Origin of the sequence: Polaromonas sp. (assembly GCF_039932935.1) — a bacterium.
GTDB lineage: Bacteria > Pseudomonadota > Gammaproteobacteria > Burkholderiales > Burkholderiaceae_C > Polaromonas.
In genome coordinates this window covers 51,393-71,507 of record NZ_JBDTPB010000039.1, presented here as the reverse complement: position 1 = coordinate 71,507, position 20,115 = coordinate 51,393, and the positions used below count along the sequence as shown (strand labels likewise).

The window sequence follows — 20,115 nt, the reverse complement described above, 5'->3', positions numbered from 1 at the left end:
CTGCTTTAGCGGGCTCTGTCGCGGTAACGCGATGAGGCCAAGTACGGCCGTGAGGCCGATGCTTATCAGAAGGCCAGGGAGTGGGACTGATTGGCTGGTGACGAGGCTTGGTCTTTAATGTCGCTGAGCTGGCCTTTGCGGATCATGTGCATGACTTCGATGCTGGCGAGCAGGAATCCGGTACAGCGAAAGGTCTTGACCCCGAGCATCGGTTGAGTGATTCGTTTGACGGCGCGGTGGTCTTGCTCAACGATGTTGTTGAGGTACTTTGATTGGCGCATCGCGATGGGCAAGCCGCTGTCGGCCTGAATGCTCACAATGGCCGCTGTGTTCGCACCGCTCTTGTCGATGGTGATTTTTCAGGCACACCGTGCAGTTCAAAGAATGCCCGGGCCGCGGCATGATCGCGCTTGGCCCGCAGAAGGAAGTCGACGGTGTCGCCGCCCTTGTCGACCGAGCGGTACAGGTACTTCCACTGGCCGCCGACCTTGACGTAGGTCTCGTCCATCCGCCAGCTCTTTTCGACGGGGCGCTGGCGCTGGCGGAACACAGTTGCCAGGACTGGCAACATCTTGATGGACCAGTGAAGCAGCGTGGAGTGATCGACGAAAACTGCGCGCTCGGCCATCATCTCCTCGATTTGGCGAAAACTCAGTGGATAAGCGGCGTGCCACCGAACGCACACCAGCATCACCTCCAGCGGTTAGTCCAACCGCTGAACCAAGCGGCTCAGCGCCTCGATCATCTTCATGCGGTCAAACTTCATAGGCTGACCTTACCAGCCCTTGCTTAGTGCGACAGAACCGGTGTGGCAGTTTGCGGAGTGGCATTGCCGCTCAACGTTCGGGCCTCTTCAATTTACTGACGTATCTTCCCGGTGCCGCTGATGATGGACAGCTCGACAAACTTAGCGCCCGAGCGCACTCCTGGCTTGAAGCTCACCAAGTAGCCGCCGAGGTCATAGCTGTCCATGCCATCCAGCGCTGTCACCATGCCGGCGCGACTGGGGCTCTTTCCTTGTCGGCGTACGGCTTCCACGATGACCTTGGCTGCGATATAGCCTTCCATCATGGTGTAGCTTACCGGGACTTCTAAACTCTGAGTTTTAGCGATGGTATCGCTGAACTCCTTGGTCAAACGTCCTGAAATCTTGTACGGATTGGGCACAACTTGTGCGATAGCTACCCCCTGCAATTGCTCCTCGATAAGTCGCTTTGACAATTGCTCGACGTCCGCCCCTGAGTACGAAAGCAACTGTGATGCACCACCTGCCGCCCTGAACTGTTCTATAAAGGCTGCTGCAGTGGCACCGCTGGCGACCATGATGATGGCCTGCGGTGTGGTTTTGACAAATAGCTCAACAGCCGAGGTAACGCGGGCTGTTCCAGCTGGATAGGATGCCTTAGAAACAATATTGGCGCGAGTCTTCTTAATTGCTTCCTCGGTGGCAGCAAGTAGCGAGGCCGCACCCGGGCCGTCTTCGTAGAAAAGACCAATGCGGTTGATACCGATGGTGGCAAGATGTTCAGTAAGTTTATTGATCTCGTCGCGTAAGCTGGCACGTACATTGTATAGCAACGGAGTCTCAGGACGCATCTCTGTCGTGCGGTAGCCTACTATGGCGATGGAGTTTGCTTCGAGTGCGCCTGAATTTACCAACTCTGTGATGTTGCGGTTGCCAAAAAATCCAGCCAGAACCAATGGTTTCTCTTCAACCAACAACTGCTTTGTGGCACTAACAGTATTTTCCGCCCGTCCACCGTCATCTTTTCGAACCAGGGTGAAGGTGTGACCGTTGATGCCGCCGGCCTTGTTGATATTGTTAAACATCAACTGCATGCCCACCGCATAGGCCCGACCTTGATTTGCGTCCAAGCCGGACATCGGACCGACCTGCCCGACCACAACCTGCATAGCGTGTGTTAGCGGTGTACCTAGCAGGGCAACGATGAGGAGTAAGCGGAATTTGTTTCGCATAAAGGCCTTCCTATATAGTTGAATGAACTGAACCGGCTCGGCAATGTTTTCCTCCAGTTTCAGGACAACGTTGTGTTGGCTACTCCACTTGCGCCCCCGACTGCTTCACGATAGTTGCCCACCGTGCGACGTCATTTTTGATTACTCGCGCCAGTTCATCCCCATTGCCGCCAACCACCTCAAAACCTTGCACCATGAGCTTCTCCCGCACTGCAGGCAGTGCCAGTACCGCAGAAAATTCGCGCTGCAGCAAGTCCGTCACTGCCTTCGAAGTTCCCGCCGGTGCCATGATTCCAATCCAGGGTTCCACCACATAGTCGGGTAGTCCGCTCTCGCGCAGCGTCGGTATATCAGGCAATACGGAAGAGCGTTTGGTCGATGCCACGCCCAGCGCACGCAGCCGGCCTGACCGGATGTGCTGGAGAGATGTGGAAACGCTGGGCATCATCATCTGCACCTGCCCACCCATCAAGTCCGTTAGCGCGGGCGCGCCGCCTTTGTACGGAACGTGGACCATATAGATGCCGGTTTGCGCCTTGAGCATTTCCACCGCCAGGTGCGATATGCCGCCTCTGCCGCTGGACGCGTAGTCCAGCTTGCCCGGACGTGCCCTCGCGTCAGCGATGAAGCTACGCACGTCTTTGGCCTGCAGCGAGGGCGTGACCACCAGGACCAATGGCGACGACACGCTATAGCTGATAGGCACAAAGTCCTTTATTGGGTCATAGCCGAGCTTTGTATACAGCGACGAAGCGATTCCATGTGTGCCGATGTCGCCCACAAACAAGGTGTAGCCGTCGGCCGGGGCCTTGGCCACGAGGTTGGCCCCCACTGTGCCGCCTGCGCCTGTGCGATTCTCGACCACGAAGGGCTGGCCTAAACGTTCGCTGAGCACCTGGCCCACGAGGCGTGCGAAGGTATCACTCGCGCCGCCGGTAGCAAAGGGTACGACTAGGCGCACTGGCTTGTTGGGGAATGTCGATTGCGCCAACGTTGGCGTGGCATGCAGCGCCGTAAGCGCCACGCATGTGCAAACCAGAGTTCTGCGAAGTAGGTTGATGAGGTTCATGGCATTCTCCTTTTGATTCAGTCAAGTTTGACGTCAAAGTTTTTCGTCACACGTTCATACTTTGGCGTTTCGTGCGCTTTGAATGCCACGAACTCCGTCGGGTTTTGCAAAAATGCTCTGCACTCATGCGCTGCAAGCCAGCACGAAAGTCGCTGGAGTGCAGGATGTCTGACGTACTCTTGTATATGGTGTGGAGAACAATTGCGGGTTTTCCACGGTTGCGAAGATGGTTTGTCAAGAAAGACGTGGACACCATCAGCATGGTGTAGCCATCGGGGGTGGCCCTGGCGACAAGCTCCGTGCCGATGTCGACATTGGTACCGGCGCGGTTGTCGATCAGCACCGGTTGACCCAGGGATGCAGACAATTTTTGTCCGACGGAGCGCGCCAGAATGTCCACCGCGCCGCCGGTTGGGAGTGGAATGACGATGCGCACCAGCTTGTTAAGAATGACCCGAGCCAGGGCCGAGCTCGCATAAAGGCTGAGAATCGCTGCAGCAACTGCGAAGGTCGCGATGACGGTGCGCTTCAAAGGTCTCATGGTGTATCCGGGGAGCATGCTTTGTTGCGCGTTCAGATGTTCAAGGCCGCATACACCCACGGCCGCGCCGTGCGGTCGCGCTCTTGCCACTGTGTGATGGCGGCGCTGTGTGTGAGCGTGATGCTGATTTCGTCCAGGCCCTCCAGTAGCATGGACTTGCGCAATGGCTCAATGTCGAATGTGATCGTTCCATCTGTTGCGCCAGTGATGGTCTGCGTGAGCAGATTGACTTCGAGCGTGAGCGAGCCATCAGTTGCTTGCGTCAGCAAGGCGTCTACTGTGGCGGCGGGCAGGCGCACGGGAAGTAGGCTATTTTGAAAGCAATTGGCGTAAAAAATATCGCCAAAGCCCGGTGCAATTACGCAGCGCAAGCCCATGCCGGCCAGCGCCCACACTGCCATTTCACGCGAACTGCCACACCCAAAATTGTCGCTGGCCACGAGGATGCTTGCGTGTTGGAAGGCATGGTTGTTGAAGACGCAGGCTGGGTCGAGCGTGCCATCCGGCGCAATGCGCAGCGACTCGAAGGCCCACGGTCCAAGCTGATTACGCGGGAATGTAGCGCAGCGATCCATGCGGATGATCACGTCGGTGTCCACATTGGCTCTGCGCAGCGGAATAGCTTGGCCCTGATGGCTAATGAATTTGTCCATTTGCTTACAGCTCCATCTTGAGCAATTCGCTGGTGCCGGGTATGTGGCCCAGCAAGGCCGTGGCTGCAGCCACGCGCGCGCCCGCCAGATGAGTGCGCACACCGGGACCTTGCCGGCCCACGAAATTGCGGTTGGACGTGGACACACAGCGCTGGCCAGGCTGTAGGATGTCGCCGTTGACGCCCACGCACATCGAGCAGCCCGGCGCGCGCCACTCAAAACCGGCTGCGCGGAACACGGCATCCAGTCCTTCGGCCTCAGCCGCGCGCCTGACGGCCTGCGAACCGGGAACCACCCAGGCCGCTGTGCCCCTTGCAATCTGCCGGTCGCGCACCACGTTTGCTGCGCGGCGCAAGTCCGATAGTCGCCCGTTGGCGCAGGAGCCGATGAAGACATGGTCTACTGGTGTGCCTGCCAACGGCGCGCCCGCCGCGAGCCCCATGTAGTTGAGTGCCGCGCTCATTGCCTCCCGCTGGGCGGAAGCCATCAGTTCTGGCTGTGGGAGCAGGTCGTCAAGGCCCATGGTCTGCTCGGGGCTGGTGCCCCAACTGATCTGCGGCTGAACCGTGGATGCATCTAGCGTCACCTCGCGGTCAAACACGGCATCGTCATCGGTCACAAGGCCGTGCCATTCCTCGATCGCTTGCTCCCACCATTCGACGCGCGATGCATTGGGCGTGCGCTTGAGAAATGCAAAGGTGGTCTCGTCTGGCGCTATCATGCCGAAATTCGCTCCCATCTCGATCGACAGGTTACACAGTGTCATGCGTGCTTCCATGTCCATTGCACGTACGGCGCTTCCCGCGTATTCGATGGCGTGGCCTGTGGCGCCTGCGGTACCCACCCGATGTACCAGCGCGAGGATCACATCCTTTGATTCCACGCCCGCCTGAAGCTCACCCACAAGGGTGATGCGTAAGCTGTGCGGCTTGCGCACGCACACCGTCTGCGTGGCCAGAACGTGCACGATCTCTGTAGTACCAATGCCCAAGGCCAACGCGCCGAAAGCGCCATGTGTGCTGGTGTGGCTGTCGCCGCAGGCAATCAACATGCCCGGCAGCGTGAGGCCCAATTCTGGACCGATGACGTGGATAATGCCCTGCTCGTGGTCGTTGGCGTCGATGAACGCGATGCCACCTGCTCGGCTGCCTTCGCGCATACGTATCAGGTGCCGGCTCATCGCGGGCAACTCCCCGCCAGTGCGCGTGGGCAGTGACGACACGCCGTGGTCAGCCACGCACACGGTGAGTTCAGGGCTGCGCACCGCGAGCTTGCGGTCGGCAAGGCTTGCGAACACTGAGCTTTGCAGGTCGTGTATGAAGTGCCTGTCCACATGCAGCAGCGCCGTGCCCGGCGCAAGTTCGGCGACGATGTGCGCGTCCCAGAGCTTGTCGAAGAGCGTGCGGGGTTGTGTCATGCGACAACAACCTGTTTGAAACTGCCAATACCCAACTGTTCTCGCGCCTGCTGCGCACTGGCCACGGGCCGGCCCCAGATTGCAGCCATGTCCACCCACTGAGTCACCATCTCGGCATTGCTTTTGGCCAGCACGCCGGGGCGCACAAAAACGAAGTCTTCCATGCCGGTGCGGATATGGCCGCCCAGCGCAAAAGCCACAAGCATGAAGCGCTGAAAGATAGCGAAGTCACGTGTCTGGCACGACATGGCCCAATGCGCCTCGGGGGGCAGTAGCTTGAGGACTGTTTGCAACACATCCAGGTTGGCTGGCAGTGCGCCAGGAATACCTACTGCCAGCGTGACCATCGGCTTTGCTGGCATCAGACCGTGATCCCTGATCCATCGCAGGCCGTCAACCTGACCCATATCGAACAGCTCAAACTCGGGCGTCACGCCGCACGCGCGCATGCGGGTTGCCATCTCCAGGCGAAACGCCGGTGAGTTGTCATAAGTGCGCGCGCCGATGTTGAACGATCCTCCCCCTAGAGACACTATCTCGGCGCCGGTGTCGATCACGCTCAAGCGTTGTACATGGCTGGAGCGCCCGCCGTTGTCGCCCGCGCTGAAGTTGATGATGGCCTCGCAGCCGGTGTCGCGTATTCGTGCGAACAGGTCGCGGTACACGGCCGGATCGTTGGTGGCCGTGCCGTCTTCCAGTCGCGCGTGGCAGTGCACGATGGCTGCGCCAGCGCGCCACGCGGCGAGTGCCTCGTCGGCAATGGCCTGTGGGGTCACTGGGTGGTGCGGCGTGTTGGCGTGGGGTGGGCCACCACCGGTAAGGGCCGCACAGATGACAAGAGGTTCCATTTGCTGTGTGTATTCCGTTTAATGGATAAATATTCCACCAAAAGAAATTATAGGGATCAAAACAAAGGCGCGTACCCGTATTAACCCAGGGCTGTAGCGTAATATTTTTCCGCTGAGCGGATGTTTGGTGGCCAATAATCGAGGCTTCCTTTGTTTGCGGCCCACAAATTGAAAAAAGAAGCTTCTTCAATCGCCCCCAAAGTTGCCGCCGATACCGGCACAGTCGCACGCGTAGCCATGTTGTTGCGATTGATCGCCGAGCGACAAGGGGCCTTCACGCTGACCGACATAGCCAACGCGTCCAACTTACCTGCGCCCACCGTGCACCGGTTGCTGGACCTGTTGGCGCAGCAGGGCCTGGTGGCCCATGAGAAATCACAACGCAGTTATTGCGTGGGAACGGAGCTTTACCGCATCAGCTCGTTGGTGCGCGTGAACGTGCCATTGGTTCAACTGGTGCGTCCTGTCTTGGCCGACGCAGCGCGCGAAGCGGATGAAAGCTGCTATTTCGCCCTTTATCTGCCTGCGCAGCCCGCGGTGATGTATGAAAGCCGAGTGGACTCGTCGCACTCGCTGGACTACCGCATCCAGTTCAATCATCCTATGTCGCTATTGTGGGGCTCCAGCGGGCGCGCCATCCTGGCCCATGTGCCGGCCGATCGCCTGCAGGCGGCGCTGGACAACGAGAGGAATTTCTCTCCAGGCGGCGCGCTGCCAGACGTGATTCAGCTGCATGAAGAACTTCGGTTGATTCGCGAAAGGGGCTACGCTTTCTCGCATGGGCAGCGTATTCCCGGTGCAGTCGGCATTCTGGCTCCAGTGTTTGACGAAAATCAGCGTATTTTTGGCGCTTTGGGCTTCACGATCCCTGCGCAACGCTTCCAGGAGGAGAAGCTTGAGTTGTTAGCCCAAAGCGCGATGAGCCACGCAAATCAGTTGTCGCGCGCGTTGGGGTCAGAGGCGCGCTCTCTCAATTCAACCGACAAAGAGCGGCGCTGAATCTTTCCTCATTCTTTAATCCCGGAAAACCAAGTAACTTCAGCATCTTCGTGCGCGGGCAATCGTTGACACGTTTGCCGGGGATCGTTGACCACTGCCGCTGGTGCTGCTTTCGTGGTTAGCATCGCTCGGAGTACAAAGCTCGATGTCGGCACCCGACCACAAGCAGGCTTTAAAGACATGCCAGCGATAGACCGGTTTTGACAGATAGCGACGCTCGAGCAACTTGGCAGTGCAAAGCTGAAATATGTCTACGAAAGCGGGCCAAGTCCATTGAGGTCAACCGCCGCGTTGATGCCACCTTTGTCTACTCAATTGCTTTTGCACGGTGTCAATTTCTCGAATCATGCTCCTAGAAATATCGTGCGCGAGTCGCTCAACGAGTGGCATGAACTAGTTCAGTACCGCTAATGGCGTCGTATGACGCGGCACTCGTCGGCCGCCTTTTATTAGCAGCAAGTACTGACAACAAAGTCAAAAAACTCCCTACCAAACTCGCCAGGGATTGATGCAAGGAACTTCTGGCGGCCAACCGAACGAGCGATACGGTCGCTCTGCGCGAGGCAACCGGCCCGCGAACTCAAATACGAACAGCGACAGCCGCAATGCGCTACGTGCACGTATCGCATTGCGTGAGTCGTGTTTTCGCCCGCCTTAATGTCTGACTTTCAAACCGCCTTGATTTCGAGTTGCAAAACCAAAGCAAGAGGCCTAGAATACTGTTAAACGAAATTAAATTCCATTAATCGGAATTTAAGAAGCCGAAAAACAAGAGTTTTTGCACGGCCACTCTCGGACAGGGGACGGTTCACCAACTAACACTGGGGATGAAACATGATGATTCAGGAAATACGACAACGGCGTTCATTTCTCGCGGCCTTCGCCGCCATGCTTTCCACTGGTCTTTGGGCGGGGCAATTTCCTAGCCAACCAGTCCGTTTGATTACACCGGCACCGCCTTCTGGTCTGATCGATATCGTTGCAAGAATGCTCTCGAACAAGCTAGCGGAGGGACTTCAACAATCGGTTGTTGTGGACAACAAGCCAGGAGCGGCTGGAAACATCGGCGCAGCGTATGTGGCCAAGGCAAATCCGGACGGCAGCACGCTACTCGTCGGCTTTGACGGCACCCTTGTTATCAATCCATCGATTTATCCAAATCCCGGATTCGACACCCTTAGAGACTTCTCGCCAATTATCAAACTGGCCGATGTTCCATTGCTTCTTGTCGCCAACCCAAGCGTCCCTGCCAAGAACCTTAAAGAGCTGATCGCCTACGCAAAAGCAAATCCCAAACAAGCACTTTCTTATGCGACAAGTGGTGTTGGAAGCACGCCGCATATTGCCGGCGCATTGCTTGCTCAGCGAACAAATCTGGATCTTGTGCATGTGCCCTACAAAGGTGGTGGTCAGGCAATAGTCGATGTGATAGCTGGTCAGGTACCGCTCACTATTACAGCGGAGGCAACCGCGATTCCATATATCAACAGCGGAAAACTTGTCGCTCTCGGGATCGCCAACGAGAAGCGTTCAAAAGGTCTTCCCGGAGTACCTACTTTTCAGGAGTCCGGACTTCCAGGGTTTCTCATTAGTTCCTGGGTGGGTATGCTGGCGCCTTCGAAGACTCCAGCCGATGTGATCGCAAGACTCCACCGAGAATTTGTTCTTGCTCTGTCTAAGCAAGACATTCGTGAAAGATTCTTGAAACTCGGGCTTGATCCAGTCGGAAACTCATCTCGGGAATTTGCAGCGCAAATTCACAACGACCTTGAGCGCTATGCCAAAGTGATCAAAGCAGCAAAGATCACAGTGGACGGCTAGCAGTAGAGGCAGTACCGCGATGGCTACAAATGCAACTGCGATGAAACTCGACGAGGCGATAAATCATCATCTCGAAAAACTAGCCGCACTCGGTTCAAACGATGAACGACTTCTGACAATCGAAGGAAGGCGTCACCGTCTTAAAGTTGGGGCCATTTATTTGGAGGCCAGTGCTTCTCAAAAACCTATACGACAAGTAACGTCGTTAGATGGTGAGATACCTACCGGAGACGGGTCAGTTCGATCTCGGCACTACTACATTGGCGGCACCGAACCATGTTTCAGCATGATCTATTTCCATGGGGGCGGATGGGTTGCTGGGGATCTCGGCACGCATGATCAACTTTTGCGCCATGTGGTCGATATTGCCGGTTGCGAAATATTTAGCGTCGACTATGCACTATCTCCAGAGTCGCGGCAGCCTACAGCATGCCAGCAAGGCATATCAGTTCTTAACTATGTGAGCGAACGACGACAGCGCCGCGACCCCCGCATTGTGCTGGGCGGTGACAGTGCGGGGGCGCATATCGCAGCGAGCATTGCAAACCAGACTCACACCAACATAGACGGAATGTTTTTGCTGTATCCGGTGATTTCGCCAAAGTTCGATACAAATAGCCATCGATATATGGGGGGAACATCAAGCTTGACTACAGCTGCGATGCGTTGGTTTTGGGAGCAGTACCTTGGCTGCAAGATGCCTGTGGACAGGTTGGACACCACCAACCCCCTGATAGATTTGACATGGCAAAAGTGGCTGCACAAACCACCGCCCGCAGTCATTGTTTCAGCCTGGCACGATCCACTTTTTGATGACGCGCCGGTTTATGCCGCTGCACTAAAGAAAGCGGGCGGTACCGTGACGTTACGCCAGGCGATGGATATGAATCACGGATTTGCGCGTTTTCTCGGAGTGAGTGATGCCGCTTATCGACACGTACGAGATGCGATAAATGATCTTAAAGAGGTTATAGCGGTGCATGACGCCTGCACGGAAAATGTCCCGTTTCCATCTGAGCGTGGCCGGAATTGACATAGTGAAATCTTAACTATTGGAGACATCAACATGAACATAAATCAATCCGCGATAAGTCGTCGCAGCTTCGTCGCTGCCGTTTCATCATGCCTTGGTGTATCGGCAATGGGGCAACCGCTCGATACGGTTTTTCCGAGCAAGCCACTCAGAATGATCGTGGGCTACGCTCCTGGCGGCGCTGCAGACACGTTAGCCAGGCTACTTGCAAACAAGTCAAACGAGCGATTCGGTCAGACCACTATTGTCGACAACAAACCAGGCGCCGGAGGACTGTTGGCTGCTGAGGTCACCGCCAATTCGATCGCAGATGGCCATACCTTCTTCTTGTCCGATGATGCTCAATTGGCGATCGCTCCAGGAATAGGTGAGCCAAAAGCTGTGGCGATGAAACGCCTTTTGTCGCCAATAGTCGGACTTACAACAATTCCAATGGTACTTGTTGTGCAAGAGAACTCTCCGGCAACAACACTCAAGGAACTCGTAGCGCTGGCAAAAGCCAAGCCAGGCGCTCTCAACTATGCGTCAGCCGGGAATGGCAATATCGCGCACGTTTCAGGTGAGCTGTTCAAGAATTTGTCAAAAACGTTTATTACCCACGTCCCATATCGGGGGGGGACGCCAGCTCTTGCGAGTGTGCTTAGTGGTGAGACGCAGATGGCATTTGTCACAGTCCCAACTGCTCTCTCCTATATTAAATCGGGGAAGGTTCGAGCATTAGGTGTCGCAAATTTGAAGCGTTCCCAAGCACTTCCCGCTGTGCCTACATGCATCGAGGCGGGCTTGAACGGCATGGTCGCAGTTTCGTGGCACGGCATCGTAGTTCCTAAGGCGACGCCGACTGCGGCTATGACTCGACTCGCAGAGGGCTTCATGGAAATTTTGAAATCAGGCGATGTGACAGCTCGCCTGAGAGATATGGGGTATGAAATTACCCCACGCAATGGAAAAGAGTTCGCAGACTGGATCCAGGGAGAAACAGAAAAATGGCAGAAATTAGCCAAGGTCGCCAATATTAAGCCTGAGGCGTAGCCCGTCCTAAGAATATAAATTCTTCAACAGCAATTGTGTTGAGTCTCCAACTTTTAGGTCACTTATGAACCAGACAATTGCGCAAAAAATTCTCGCCCGAGCTTCGGGCCTGGAATCAGTGCAGCCAGGCGAAATCATCACTGCCAAAGTTGATCTCGCACTTGCCAATGACATCACCGCACCGATGGCACTGAGCCAAATGAAAGCTGCGGGTGTGAGTGGCGTATTCAATCCGGACAAGATATGCATCGTTGCAGGCAGGCATTTGCCAGCCAAAGATCCAGTCGTGGCCATGGAAGTTGCCAAACTTCGCAACTTTTGTACGCAACAAGGAATTCAACGCTTCTACGGTAGTGGGGGCGAGGGCATGGATCACGCGCTAATCCAGGAACTTGGATTGGCTCGACCTGGAATGCTAATCTGCAACGCGGACTCCCATGCCTGCACAGTAGGCGCACTGGGTTGTTTGTCAATTCCAATGGGGTCCACGGATATGGCGTACATCTTTGCATTTGGCGAGACGTGGTTAAGAGTTCCCGAATCAATGCGCGTTCGGTACCTAGGGAAACTTGCTCCATACGTCACCAGCAAAGACTTGGTGCTTGAAACCCTACGCCTCCTTGGGGTTGATGGAGCGAAGTACCGAAGCATTGAGTTTGATGGACCTGCACTTGCTGATTTGACAATTGACGAGCGCTTCACCATCACGAATATGGCCATAGAAATGGGTGCAAAAACGGCGGTTATGGCCCCCGATAAAGTTACGGATGCCTACCTCGAGCGGGTTGGCGCGTTCCCTTACTTGCCTATAGCAAGTGACGAAGGCGCGCAGTTCGTCGAAGACTTTTCCATCGATGCTGACACGTTGCGCCCATTGGTCGCATGTCCTCATTCCCCAAGTAACGTCAGGCCGGTTGCCGAGCTCAAGGTGACAAAAGTGACTCAAGTAAATATTGGTACTTGTACAAACGGCCGTTTGATCGATTTACAGCAAGCGGCTGAAATCATACGAGGGAGAAAAATCGCAAATGGCGTGCGCCTCATGATCACCCCCGCCACAGACATCGTTTATCGAGCGGCGCTTAAGACGGGTTTGCTGGAGGTTTTTCTGGATGCCGGCGCAACCATTAACTCATCCGGCTGCGGACCCTGCGGAGGAATTCACATGGGAGTTCTCGGTGCCGATGACATCTGCGTGGCAACGCACAACCGAAATTTTCGCGGCCGGATGGGACACAAGGATGCTCAGATTTACCTCGCCAGCCCTTATGTCGCTGCAGCTACCGCTGTTGCCGGTGTTATCTGTGATCCAAGTGAGGTAATGCAATGAAATTTATGGGGAAAGTTCACCGCTTTGGAGATCACATTGATACCGACGCGATTGTTCCAGGTCGCTTTCTGTCGGAAAGCGACCATGCCAAACTCGCGGTTGCCTGTTTCGCTGACTATAGGCGGGGCTTTGCGTCGACTGTCACCCGTGGAGACATCCTCATTGCCGGAGAAAACTTCGGATGCGGAAGTTCTCGTGAACACGCCCCTATTGCGATAGCTGCTACGGGCGTAAGTTGCATTGTTGCAAGCAGCTTCGGGCGAATATTTTTTCGTAGCGCTATCAATATTGGGCTACCGGTAGTTGAATGCCCGGGCATCTCGATGCTAGTTGAGGAAGGTCAAACGGTAGCAGTTGACTTGGAACGCAACTACATGCAGATAGAAGATTGGGGGATTGAATTGCCGCGCCTTTCGCAGGATGTCATGGAAATCCTCGCGCTCGGTGGTCTTGTGCCTTTCATGCGGCAACGTATTAGAGCGGCTGAGTCCGTTTCTTCATGAAATGTCGAAGCATTGTCGGCGAAAGACGATCACTGAATTGCACGCAGGCTACCTAAACACGACAAGCTCGCTGGTGATGTATGTGTCAGAACGTCTATGAATGGACGTAGAAAATAAAATGGAAATTTATGAAGCGCCCAATTGTGGTGGTGACGAGAAAGCTTCCACCTGTGGTGGAAAGTCGGTTAATCGCTGACTACGTGCCGAGGCTTAATCCTGATGACCTTCAGTTGAGTCGGGAGTCCCTTCTTGAAAGTGCCGTGGGCGCGGACGCGCTGCTGATCACGATTACTGATCGTTTTGACACTGAACTAATACAGAAGCTGCCCAGGAGCGTGAAAATCATCTCTACGTTTTCTGCGGGATGTGATCACATCGATATGAAGGCCGCTAGAGAACGAGGAATCGTTGTAACAAACGTACCTGACGTGCTAACGGCGGCGACTGCGGAAGTGGCTATCTTGCTCATGTTGGGTGCTGCGAGGCGAGCAAGCGAGGGGGAGCTAGTGATGAGAAGTGGCAATTGGCCCGGCTGGAGTCCAACGTACATGCTGGGCCGCCAATTGAGTGGCAAGAGATTGGGAATAGTGGGGTTTGGCCGCATTGGCGAGGCGACCGCGCGAATAGCCAAGGGCCTGGGGCTGGAGATTCTCTACCACTCTCGACGTTCCTCATCGGCTGCAGAACAATTGGGCGCCAGATACTTTGCGGATCTGGATGAAATGCTGGAAAACTCCGAAGTCCTAAGTCTTCATTGTCCCAGCACTCCATCCACGATTGGATTGTTAAGCACGGATCGAATTGCCAAGTTGCCACGTGGCGCGATTGTGGTCAATACCGCGCGAGGTGACCTGATTGATGATGCTGCCCTCATCAACGCGTTAGAGACTGGATCTGTTGGTGCTGCGGGGCTAGATGTATACAACGGAGAGCCAGCGATCCATCCAGGATACCGATTACTTCCCAACACTTTCTTGCTGCCCCATCTCGGGAGCGCAACTATTGAAACCAGACAAGCCATGGGCATGCGGGCAATCGACAATTTGGATACATTCTTTTCGAACAATCACTGCAACCATGCCGCGTGAATAGCATGCGGGCGTATGTTGACTAAAGCTCACGAACTGCAGCGCTTGGAATAGCGCGGCAGATCCGAACAAAATTTAAGAGTCAAGACAAACATGGAATCACTAGTTATTTGTGCCGCTATTACTGGGGGTGGTCCGGCAAAATCACCCCACCACCCAAGGACGCCAAAAGAAATTGCTTACGCGGCGCTTCATGCGTGGCAGGCTGGCGCTGCTATGGTTCACTGTCACGCTCGATTGGAGGATGGGACTCCGACCAACGCACCGCATGTATATGCAGATCTACTCGCAAGAATCAAGGACCTCGGCTGCGAAGCCATCATTAACTTCAGTGCCGGAGATAACGGAGGCAGATCTAACCACGAAGAACGACTCAGCGTCATCAATACAGGAGCAGATATTGTGTCGTTGGGCGGCGGGTCTTTCAATATTGGCACGCGTCTGTACGACAACTCGCCGGAATTTAGGCGCGAGATGGCAACACGTATGAACGCAGCAGGAGTAACTCCGGAATTTGAATTGTTTGATTTGGGGCAGATACAGGGGCTTCAATGGTTAGCGGATAAAACCCTTTTACCTGCGAAGCCGCTCGTAACCATAGTGACTGGGGTTCCGGGAGCGTTACCCGACGATATTGAAGCAGTAAACATCGTGCTAAAGCGGCTACCCAATGGGGCTCACTGGTCGATCGCTTGCCAGACAGCCTCTTTTGAGTCTCATCGCCGTTTAATGCTTGGCGCTTTTTCACTTGGGGGCCATATCAGAACGGGTATGGAGGACTGCGTTTACATCCGGCCTGGCGTGCTTGCAAAGAGCAACGCAGAACTGGTGACTCAATGGGTTGAGACAGCGCAAATTTGGGGCCGACCGATTGCAACGGCCAAGGACGCTCGGTTAGCACTTGGCCTTCCTGCTCCGATGTCAGACTCTCAAATGTTGGTAACCGCTGTTTAAATTGAGCAAGGAGTTAGAAGGTGGTGATGACGTTGAGCGTGTCTAGAGAGCTTGTTTTTTAGGTTTTTTGTCTGCATTACTTTCTCATGAATGTTCTATATGCGGTATTTCTACAAGCTCATCCTGAGGACATCAATGAACACTCGGACCTTGAGTGAGACGTATGTTCGTGAGGGGAAAACAAGCCAGATGCCCGTCTTAAAATCTGTCGCGGTGACCTCGTGCTCCGGAAACAGTGCAACCAATTTCCCGTCACGCACGTCGTCGGAAATAAGCCAGTGGGACAGTAGAGCAAGCCCCATACCAGCGACCGCACACGCCTGGAGCCCGCTGACATTGGAGATAAAGGTACGACCCTGAGCTGTGGCTGTGGTGACCGTTCCTGATGCGTCTTTGAACTGCCAGCGCGCAGATGTGCTCGCCTGCGAGAAGAGAATGCAGTTGTGTTGGGCCAGTTCGCTTGGTGATTTCGGCCGACCGTGGCGGGCGAGGTAATCCGGGCTGGCGCAAACCACATTGCGTATCGGCATAAGTGATTGCGCGACCAGGGTGGAGTCAAGCATAGGCCCAGCGCGAATGGCCAAGTCAATTCGGCCAGCCAGCAAATCCACTATGTTGTCGGTGAGCTGTATATCCAGGACCAGATCAGGATAGGACTCGGTAAAACTGGGTAGTAGGGGAACGATGCTCTTGAGGCCAAACGCCACCGGCGCAGTCACGCGCAATAGGCCTTTGGGTTGAGTGGAAAAGTCAATTGCTTCTGCGGCGGCCTGCTGAACCCCTTCAATCAAGCCCTCAATACGAGAAAAGTAGACCGCGCCAGCTTCAGTAGGCGCTAATTGGCGTGTGGTGCGCTGAAACAACCGCACACCTAACTCGTCTTCCAGTGCCGAAATCGTCCGTGAGACCGACGACGGGTCAATATTTCGGTCACGCGCCACGGCCGCAAAGCTACCGTGGCGTACGACTTCGACAAAGAGCTCCAGAGTAGAAATATCCATTAATGCAATTTTGGCACGACAGTAATGTTGAATCCGGTATTTGCTGATATTTGCGCAGTAATTACATTCAAGTCCCGAGTCACGGATTTGCCGTGACTTCCATTGACGTAACTTTTGAATTGGCTTTGATATGAAACTCTACTTTGCGCCCGGTGCATGTTCTCTTTCCCCGCACATCGTGTTGCGTGAGGGGGGGGTGGCTTATGAAGCAATACAGGTCGATGTCATTTCGCACACATTGCCCGACGGCGCCGATTACTACGCGATCAATGCAAAGGGTGCCGTGCCGGTGCTGGAGTTGCCCAATGGCGAACGCTTGACTGAAGGGGTCGCCATCGTGCAATACCTCGCCGACCTGGTGTCAGACAAAAACTTGGCCCCTGCGAACGGCACTTGGGAGCGTTGCCGCCTGCAAGAGATGCTTAACTTCATCGCGACCGAACTACATAAGGGATTTTCACTCCTGGCTAACCCGGCCATGCCGCAAGAAGCCAAGGCTCTGGGAGTCGTCAAACTTAAATCCAATCTGAAATGGATCGACACGCAGCTGACCGAAAAACAGTACCTGTTGGGCGATCAGTTCACCGTCGCCGACGCCTATCTGTTCACGGTTTCCAACTGGGCTCAGTATTTCAATCTTGACTTGAGTGAATTCACCAACCTGCTTGCTTTCCGTACTCGCGTGGCCTCCCGTCCCGCAGTTCAGGAGGCCATGAAGGCCGAAGGCTTGCTCAAGTAATTGGGTACCCCACTTTTGGCTTGCGGCGCTGTCCTCGCCGATTGGTGTGGCTAGAGCTGAATCGTCGACCTTTGGTCGGGAGAATTTGTATATGTTTCACGCTGGCTACTACATCACTGCGGAACTGAAAGTGAAGGATGCTTCTAAAGCGGATGTCGCCAAAGCCGCTCTGTCGGTCTTGTGCCAAAGAACGTTGACCGAGTCCGGCTGCACCATTTTCACCCTGCATCAAGACCCCAATCAGCCCGCGCGTTTCTTGCTTTGGGAGCGCTTCGACGATGAGGCCGCCTTCAGGGTGCACTTTGAATCGCCGCACACGAAAGAATATGTTGAAAGAGACCTGACGGAAGTTGTTCAGTATTTTCAAACTGAACTCGCCTGATGGGTAACCAAAGCATCAATCCACACTCGTTCTTAAAGAGAGTTAAAAAATGAGGAAACGCGAATTTCTGATACTGACCTCTTCGTTGGTGATGGGGGCTTCCAGCTTCGCACAATCTGATGCAATAGAAACCCGCGAGATGGAATACCGCATTGACGGCGTTCCTTTCAAGGGGTTTGTGGCTTTGCCAAAAGGCAAGGGAAAAGTCCCTGGCGTACTGGTTATCCACGAATGGTGGGGGCACAACGAGTACGCTCGTAAACGGGCCCGCCAATTGGCAGAATTGGGCTACGCGGCCTTTGCTCTCGATATGTATGGAAGCGGCAAGGTGGCCGATGAACCCATAGGTGCGCAGCACCTGATGACTGAAGCTGTGAATTCTGGAAAAATCCAGGCCCGCTTTGATGGCGCAATGCAGATTCTGAAATCTGAGGTCCGCGTTGACCCAGGCAGTATTGGTGCTATTGGGTACTGTTTTGGTGGAAACGTCGTTTTGACTATGGCCCGCGCTGGTGAACCTTTGAAAGCTGTTGCTAGTTTTCACGGATCACTCCCTGCTAAGGCAGACTTAAAGAAGGATTCGGTCCAGCCCGAAATTCTGATGCTTCATGGTGGCGATGACGTGTTTGTTTCCCCTGAAGCTATTGCGCAGTTTAAGAAGGAAATGACAGCGGCCAATGCGAACTATAGATTCATCGTTTACCCTGGCGCAAAGCATGGATTCACGGACCAAGACAATTCGGAGAGAGGGGAAAAACATCACATTCCCATCGCCTACAACAAAGAGGCCGATGAAAAATCATGGAGTGAGATGAAAGCGCTTTTCAAAAGAACCTTTCAATAGGGCGATCCGGAAGCTGTTGATGAATTGGGCGCTGAATGAGCGGTTGGAAGATGATGCGGGGATGAGGTATTGATGGCGTTAGATGGTGACTGGGGTATTGATGGGACTGTTACTGTTTCATGGGGATATTCCATTCTCACCTGGTTCTAAACGGGTTTTCTCGTCCCAGGTAGTCGTCCATAGCGAATCAGTGCAACGACACTTCTGCGCGCAGCCGTTCGATGGCGAGATCAATAAATGACCGAACCCGATGCGATGCTTGCCGTCCTTCTCGGTGCACCACATGAACCGGCAATGGTGGAAGTTCGAATTCGCCAAGCACTGTCTTCAGAAGCCCCTCACGCAAATGGGTCGCTACCTGGTATGACAGCAGCCGCGTTATACCAAATCCACTGAGCACTGCAGCAACGGCCGAATCATTGGTGGTGGTGGTCATGCGGGCTTGTAGTCGAATTGAGCGCACCTCGCCATCTACCAGCAGGCGCCACTCGGGGTTGGGGGTCACACTGCTGGCAGACACGAGGGTGTGCTGGTGCAAATCGTCCGGTGCTTGTGGAACGCCGTGAGTCTCCAGATAGCCTGGCGATGCACAGATCACGCGCCGCACTTGCCCTACACGGATAGCCTGCATGGTCGAATCCGGCAATTCGCCGATGCGTATGGCGACATCCACACCCTCGTCCATTAAATTCACCACACGGTCCAGAAACAGGCAGGAGGCGCTGACATCCGGATAACGCTGTAAATACTCTGTCACGATGGGTGTTACATGAATGCCGCCAAAGAGTGTCGGCGCGGTGAGCGTAAGTCGGCCGCGGGGAGCGCTGTGCAGGCCACTGACTGACTCGTCCGCCTCAGCGATTTCAGCAAGAATGCGCCGGCAGTCCTGCACGTAGCGCTCCCCGGATTCAGTCACCCGAACACTGCGTGTCGTGCGGGTGAGCAATCTCAGACCAAGGTGGCTCTCCAGCTCGTTAATAGCGCGGGTGACCGCCGGAGGCGAGATGGACAACTTGCGAGCTGCGCCTGCAAAACCATTGGTGTCCACCACCGCCACAAAGACATTGATCAGATGAAAGCGGTCCACATTATTCCTTCTAGCGGAATGGTTAATTGAAATTTATGGCGATTCTATTCTTTTGAAGAACTAAATACAGTTCATTCATTCGCTGCAGACACAACGAATACCGTTTCAGCCCTGACAACCAACCCAAGGAAATCACCATGTCCCGCATCAGCATTCCCACCGTAGACCAATCCCTCGAAGCGTCCAAGCCGCTGCTGGCTGCCGTACTCAAGCAGCTTGGTGTCGTGCCAAACCTCATGAAACTGGTGGGCCATAGCCCTGCAGCTCTGGAAGGCTACTTGTCGCTCAACGGCGCAGTAGGCAAAGGCAAACTGTCTGTGCAACTTCGTGAACGTATCGCACTGGCCATTGCCGAATACAACGGCTGCGACTACTGCCTGTCTGCCCATGACTACCTGGGACAAAACGTTGCCAAGCTCAATCGCTCCGAATTGGACGCTGCCCGTGATGGGCATTCAGAAGATGCATCCACAGAAGCCGCACTGCGCTTTGCCCTGCAAGTGGCAAAATCCCGCGGGCGTGTGTCCGACGCGGACTTGGCCACCGTTCGCCTGGCAGGCTTTGATGAAGCCAGCGTGGTGGAGATCGTGGTGAACGTAGCACTGAATGTATTGACCAACTACGTCAACAACGTAGCGCTCACCGACATCGATTTCCCCAAAGTCAGCGCAAAGTTGGCTGCCTGATCGACTTCGACCAGCAATCGACCTGGCCCCCACACGCAGGGGGCCAATCATGAATGCACGACTCGAACACAAGATGCTTCTGAGGCGTGCATTCATGGTATTTTTATCGCG

At 54.7% G+C, this 20,115-nt stretch carries 20 protein-coding genes and 1 pseudogene; 12 read left to right on the top strand and 9 right to left on the bottom strand.

The features are described 5' to 3' along the window. Positions 1-65 precede the first annotated feature (65 nt). From ABI546_RS06340 to ABI546_RS06310, 7 genes and pseudogenes are all read right to left on the bottom strand, one after another. A pseudogene (locus tag ABI546_RS06340) lies at positions 66-691 on the bottom strand (IS6 family transposase). 167 nt (positions 692-858) lie between these two features. Further along, positions 859-1,977 (bottom strand): ABC transporter substrate-binding protein, encoded by a 1,119-nt coding sequence (locus ABI546_RS06335; RefSeq protein WP_348045201.1) that lies wholly within the window; start codon positions 1,975-1,977, stop codon positions 859-861. Positions 1,978-2,056: 79 nt separating this feature from the next. Continuing rightward, complete coding sequence (locus ABI546_RS06330; RefSeq protein ID WP_348045199.1) at positions 2,057-3,046, bottom strand: tripartite tricarboxylate transporter substrate binding protein; 990 nt, start codon at positions 3,044-3,046, stop codon at positions 2,057-2,059. Between the two features lie 46 nt (positions 3,047-3,092). Next, a complete protein-coding gene (locus ABI546_RS06325) occupies positions 3,093-3,578 on the bottom strand; it encodes a tripartite tricarboxylate transporter substrate-binding protein (RefSeq protein WP_348045197.1) in 486 nt (161 codons plus the stop codon). Positions 3,579-3,619: 41 nt separating this feature from the next. Then, positions 3,620-4,240: a 3-isopropylmalate dehydratase small subunit gene (gene leuD, locus ABI546_RS06320; protein ID WP_348045195.1), complete on the bottom strand. Its 621-nt coding sequence runs from the start codon at positions 4,238-4,240 to the stop codon at positions 3,620-3,622. 4 nt (positions 4,241-4,244) lie between these two features. Then, positions 4,245-5,657 carry a 3-isopropylmalate dehydratase large subunit gene (gene leuC, locus ABI546_RS06315; protein WP_348045193.1) on the bottom strand — a complete coding sequence of 471 codons (1,413 nt, stop codon included), beginning with the start codon at positions 5,655-5,657 and terminating at the stop codon, positions 4,245-4,247. Continuing rightward, on the bottom strand, positions 5,654-6,505 hold the full coding sequence (locus ABI546_RS06310) for a 3-keto-5-aminohexanoate cleavage protein (RefSeq protein ID WP_348045191.1): 852 nt from the start codon (positions 6,503-6,505) through the stop codon (positions 5,654-5,656). Before ABI546_RS06310 ends, leuC begins: the two co-directional genes overlap by 4 nt. Positions 6,506-6,673: 168 nt before the next feature. On the opposite strand from ABI546_RS06310, the gene ABI546_RS06305 reads away from it, so the two are divergent. The 8 genes from ABI546_RS06305 to ABI546_RS06270 all read left to right on the top strand — a co-directional run bounded on the left by ABI546_RS06305 (position 6,674) and on the right by ABI546_RS06270 (position 15,265). Then, entirely contained in the window at positions 6,674-7,504 is an 831-nt protein-coding gene (locus ABI546_RS06305; RefSeq protein ID WP_348045190.1) for an IclR family transcriptional regulator, read from the top strand. An 834-nt stretch (positions 7,505-8,338) separates the two neighbouring features. After that, positions 8,339-9,325: a tripartite tricarboxylate transporter substrate binding protein gene (locus ABI546_RS06300; protein ID WP_348045188.1), complete on the top strand. Its 987-nt coding sequence runs from the start codon at positions 8,339-8,341 to the stop codon at positions 9,323-9,325. Positions 9,326-9,365: 40 nt separating this feature from the next. Next, on the top strand, positions 9,366-10,358 hold the full coding sequence (locus ABI546_RS06295; RefSeq protein WP_348045186.1) for an alpha/beta hydrolase: 993 nt from the start codon (positions 9,366-9,368) through the stop codon (positions 10,356-10,358). 33 nt (positions 10,359-10,391) lie between these two features. Continuing rightward, positions 10,392-11,390 (top strand): tripartite tricarboxylate transporter substrate-binding protein, encoded by a 999-nt coding sequence (locus ABI546_RS06290; protein WP_348045184.1) that lies wholly within the window; start codon positions 10,392-10,394, stop codon positions 11,388-11,390. 64 nt (positions 11,391-11,454) lie between these two features. After that, the gene (locus ABI546_RS06285; protein WP_348045182.1) at positions 11,455-12,720 is read left to right on the top strand and encodes a 3-isopropylmalate dehydratase large subunit; all 1,266 of its coding nucleotides are present in this window, start codon (positions 11,455-11,457) and stop codon (positions 12,718-12,720) included. Next, positions 12,717-13,223: a 3-isopropylmalate dehydratase small subunit gene (gene leuD, locus ABI546_RS06280; RefSeq protein ID WP_348045180.1), complete on the top strand. Its 507-nt coding sequence runs from the start codon at positions 12,717-12,719 to the stop codon at positions 13,221-13,223. The genes ABI546_RS06285 and leuD (ABI546_RS06280) overlap by 4 nt, the downstream gene beginning before the upstream one ends. 128 nt (positions 13,224-13,351) lie before the next feature. Beyond that, positions 13,352-14,311 (top strand): D-glycerate dehydrogenase, encoded by a 960-nt coding sequence (locus ABI546_RS06275; RefSeq protein ID WP_348045178.1) that lies wholly within the window; start codon positions 13,352-13,354, stop codon positions 14,309-14,311. A 93-nt stretch (positions 14,312-14,404) separates the two neighbouring features. Further along, a complete protein-coding gene (locus ABI546_RS06270) occupies positions 14,405-15,265 on the top strand; it encodes a 3-keto-5-aminohexanoate cleavage protein (RefSeq protein WP_348045176.1) in 861 nt (286 codons plus the stop codon). A gap of 110 nt (positions 15,266-15,375) precedes the next feature. Here the strand turns inward: ABI546_RS06270 and ABI546_RS06265 are convergent, their stop codons facing one another. After that, a complete protein-coding gene (locus tag ABI546_RS06265; protein ID WP_348045174.1) occupies positions 15,376-16,266 on the bottom strand; it encodes a LysR family transcriptional regulator in 891 nt (296 codons plus the stop codon). Positions 16,267-16,396: 130 nt separating this feature from the next. Here ABI546_RS06265 and gstA point away from each other — a divergent pair, with 130 nt between their 5' ends. From gstA to ABI546_RS06250, 3 genes are all read left to right on the top strand, one after another. Then, on the top strand, positions 16,397-17,005 hold the full coding sequence (gene gstA, locus ABI546_RS06260) for a glutathione transferase GstA (RefSeq protein ID WP_348045172.1): 609 nt from the start codon (positions 16,397-16,399) through the stop codon (positions 17,003-17,005). A gap of 91 nt (positions 17,006-17,096) precedes the next feature. Further along, positions 17,097-17,387: an antibiotic biosynthesis monooxygenase gene (locus ABI546_RS06255; RefSeq protein WP_348045171.1), complete on the top strand. Its 291-nt coding sequence runs from the start codon at positions 17,097-17,099 to the stop codon at positions 17,385-17,387. Positions 17,388-17,436: 49 nt separating this feature from the next. Next, the gene (locus tag ABI546_RS06250) at positions 17,437-18,231 is read left to right on the top strand and encodes a dienelactone hydrolase family protein (RefSeq protein WP_348045170.1); all 795 of its coding nucleotides are present in this window, start codon (positions 17,437-17,439) and stop codon (positions 18,229-18,231) included. A 187-nt stretch (positions 18,232-18,418) separates the two neighbouring features. On the opposite strand, the gene ABI546_RS06245 is transcribed toward ABI546_RS06250, so the two are convergent. Further along, a complete protein-coding gene (locus ABI546_RS06245) occupies positions 18,419-19,318 on the bottom strand; it encodes a LysR family transcriptional regulator (protein ID WP_348045168.1) in 900 nt (299 codons plus the stop codon). Positions 19,319-19,455: 137 nt separating this feature from the next. Between ABI546_RS06245 and ABI546_RS06240 the strand changes: the two genes are divergently transcribed. Then, positions 19,456-20,004 (top strand): carboxymuconolactone decarboxylase family protein, encoded by a 549-nt coding sequence (locus ABI546_RS06240; protein WP_348045166.1) that lies wholly within the window; start codon positions 19,456-19,458, stop codon positions 20,002-20,004. The last annotated feature ends 111 nt before the right edge of the window (positions 20,005-20,115 follow it).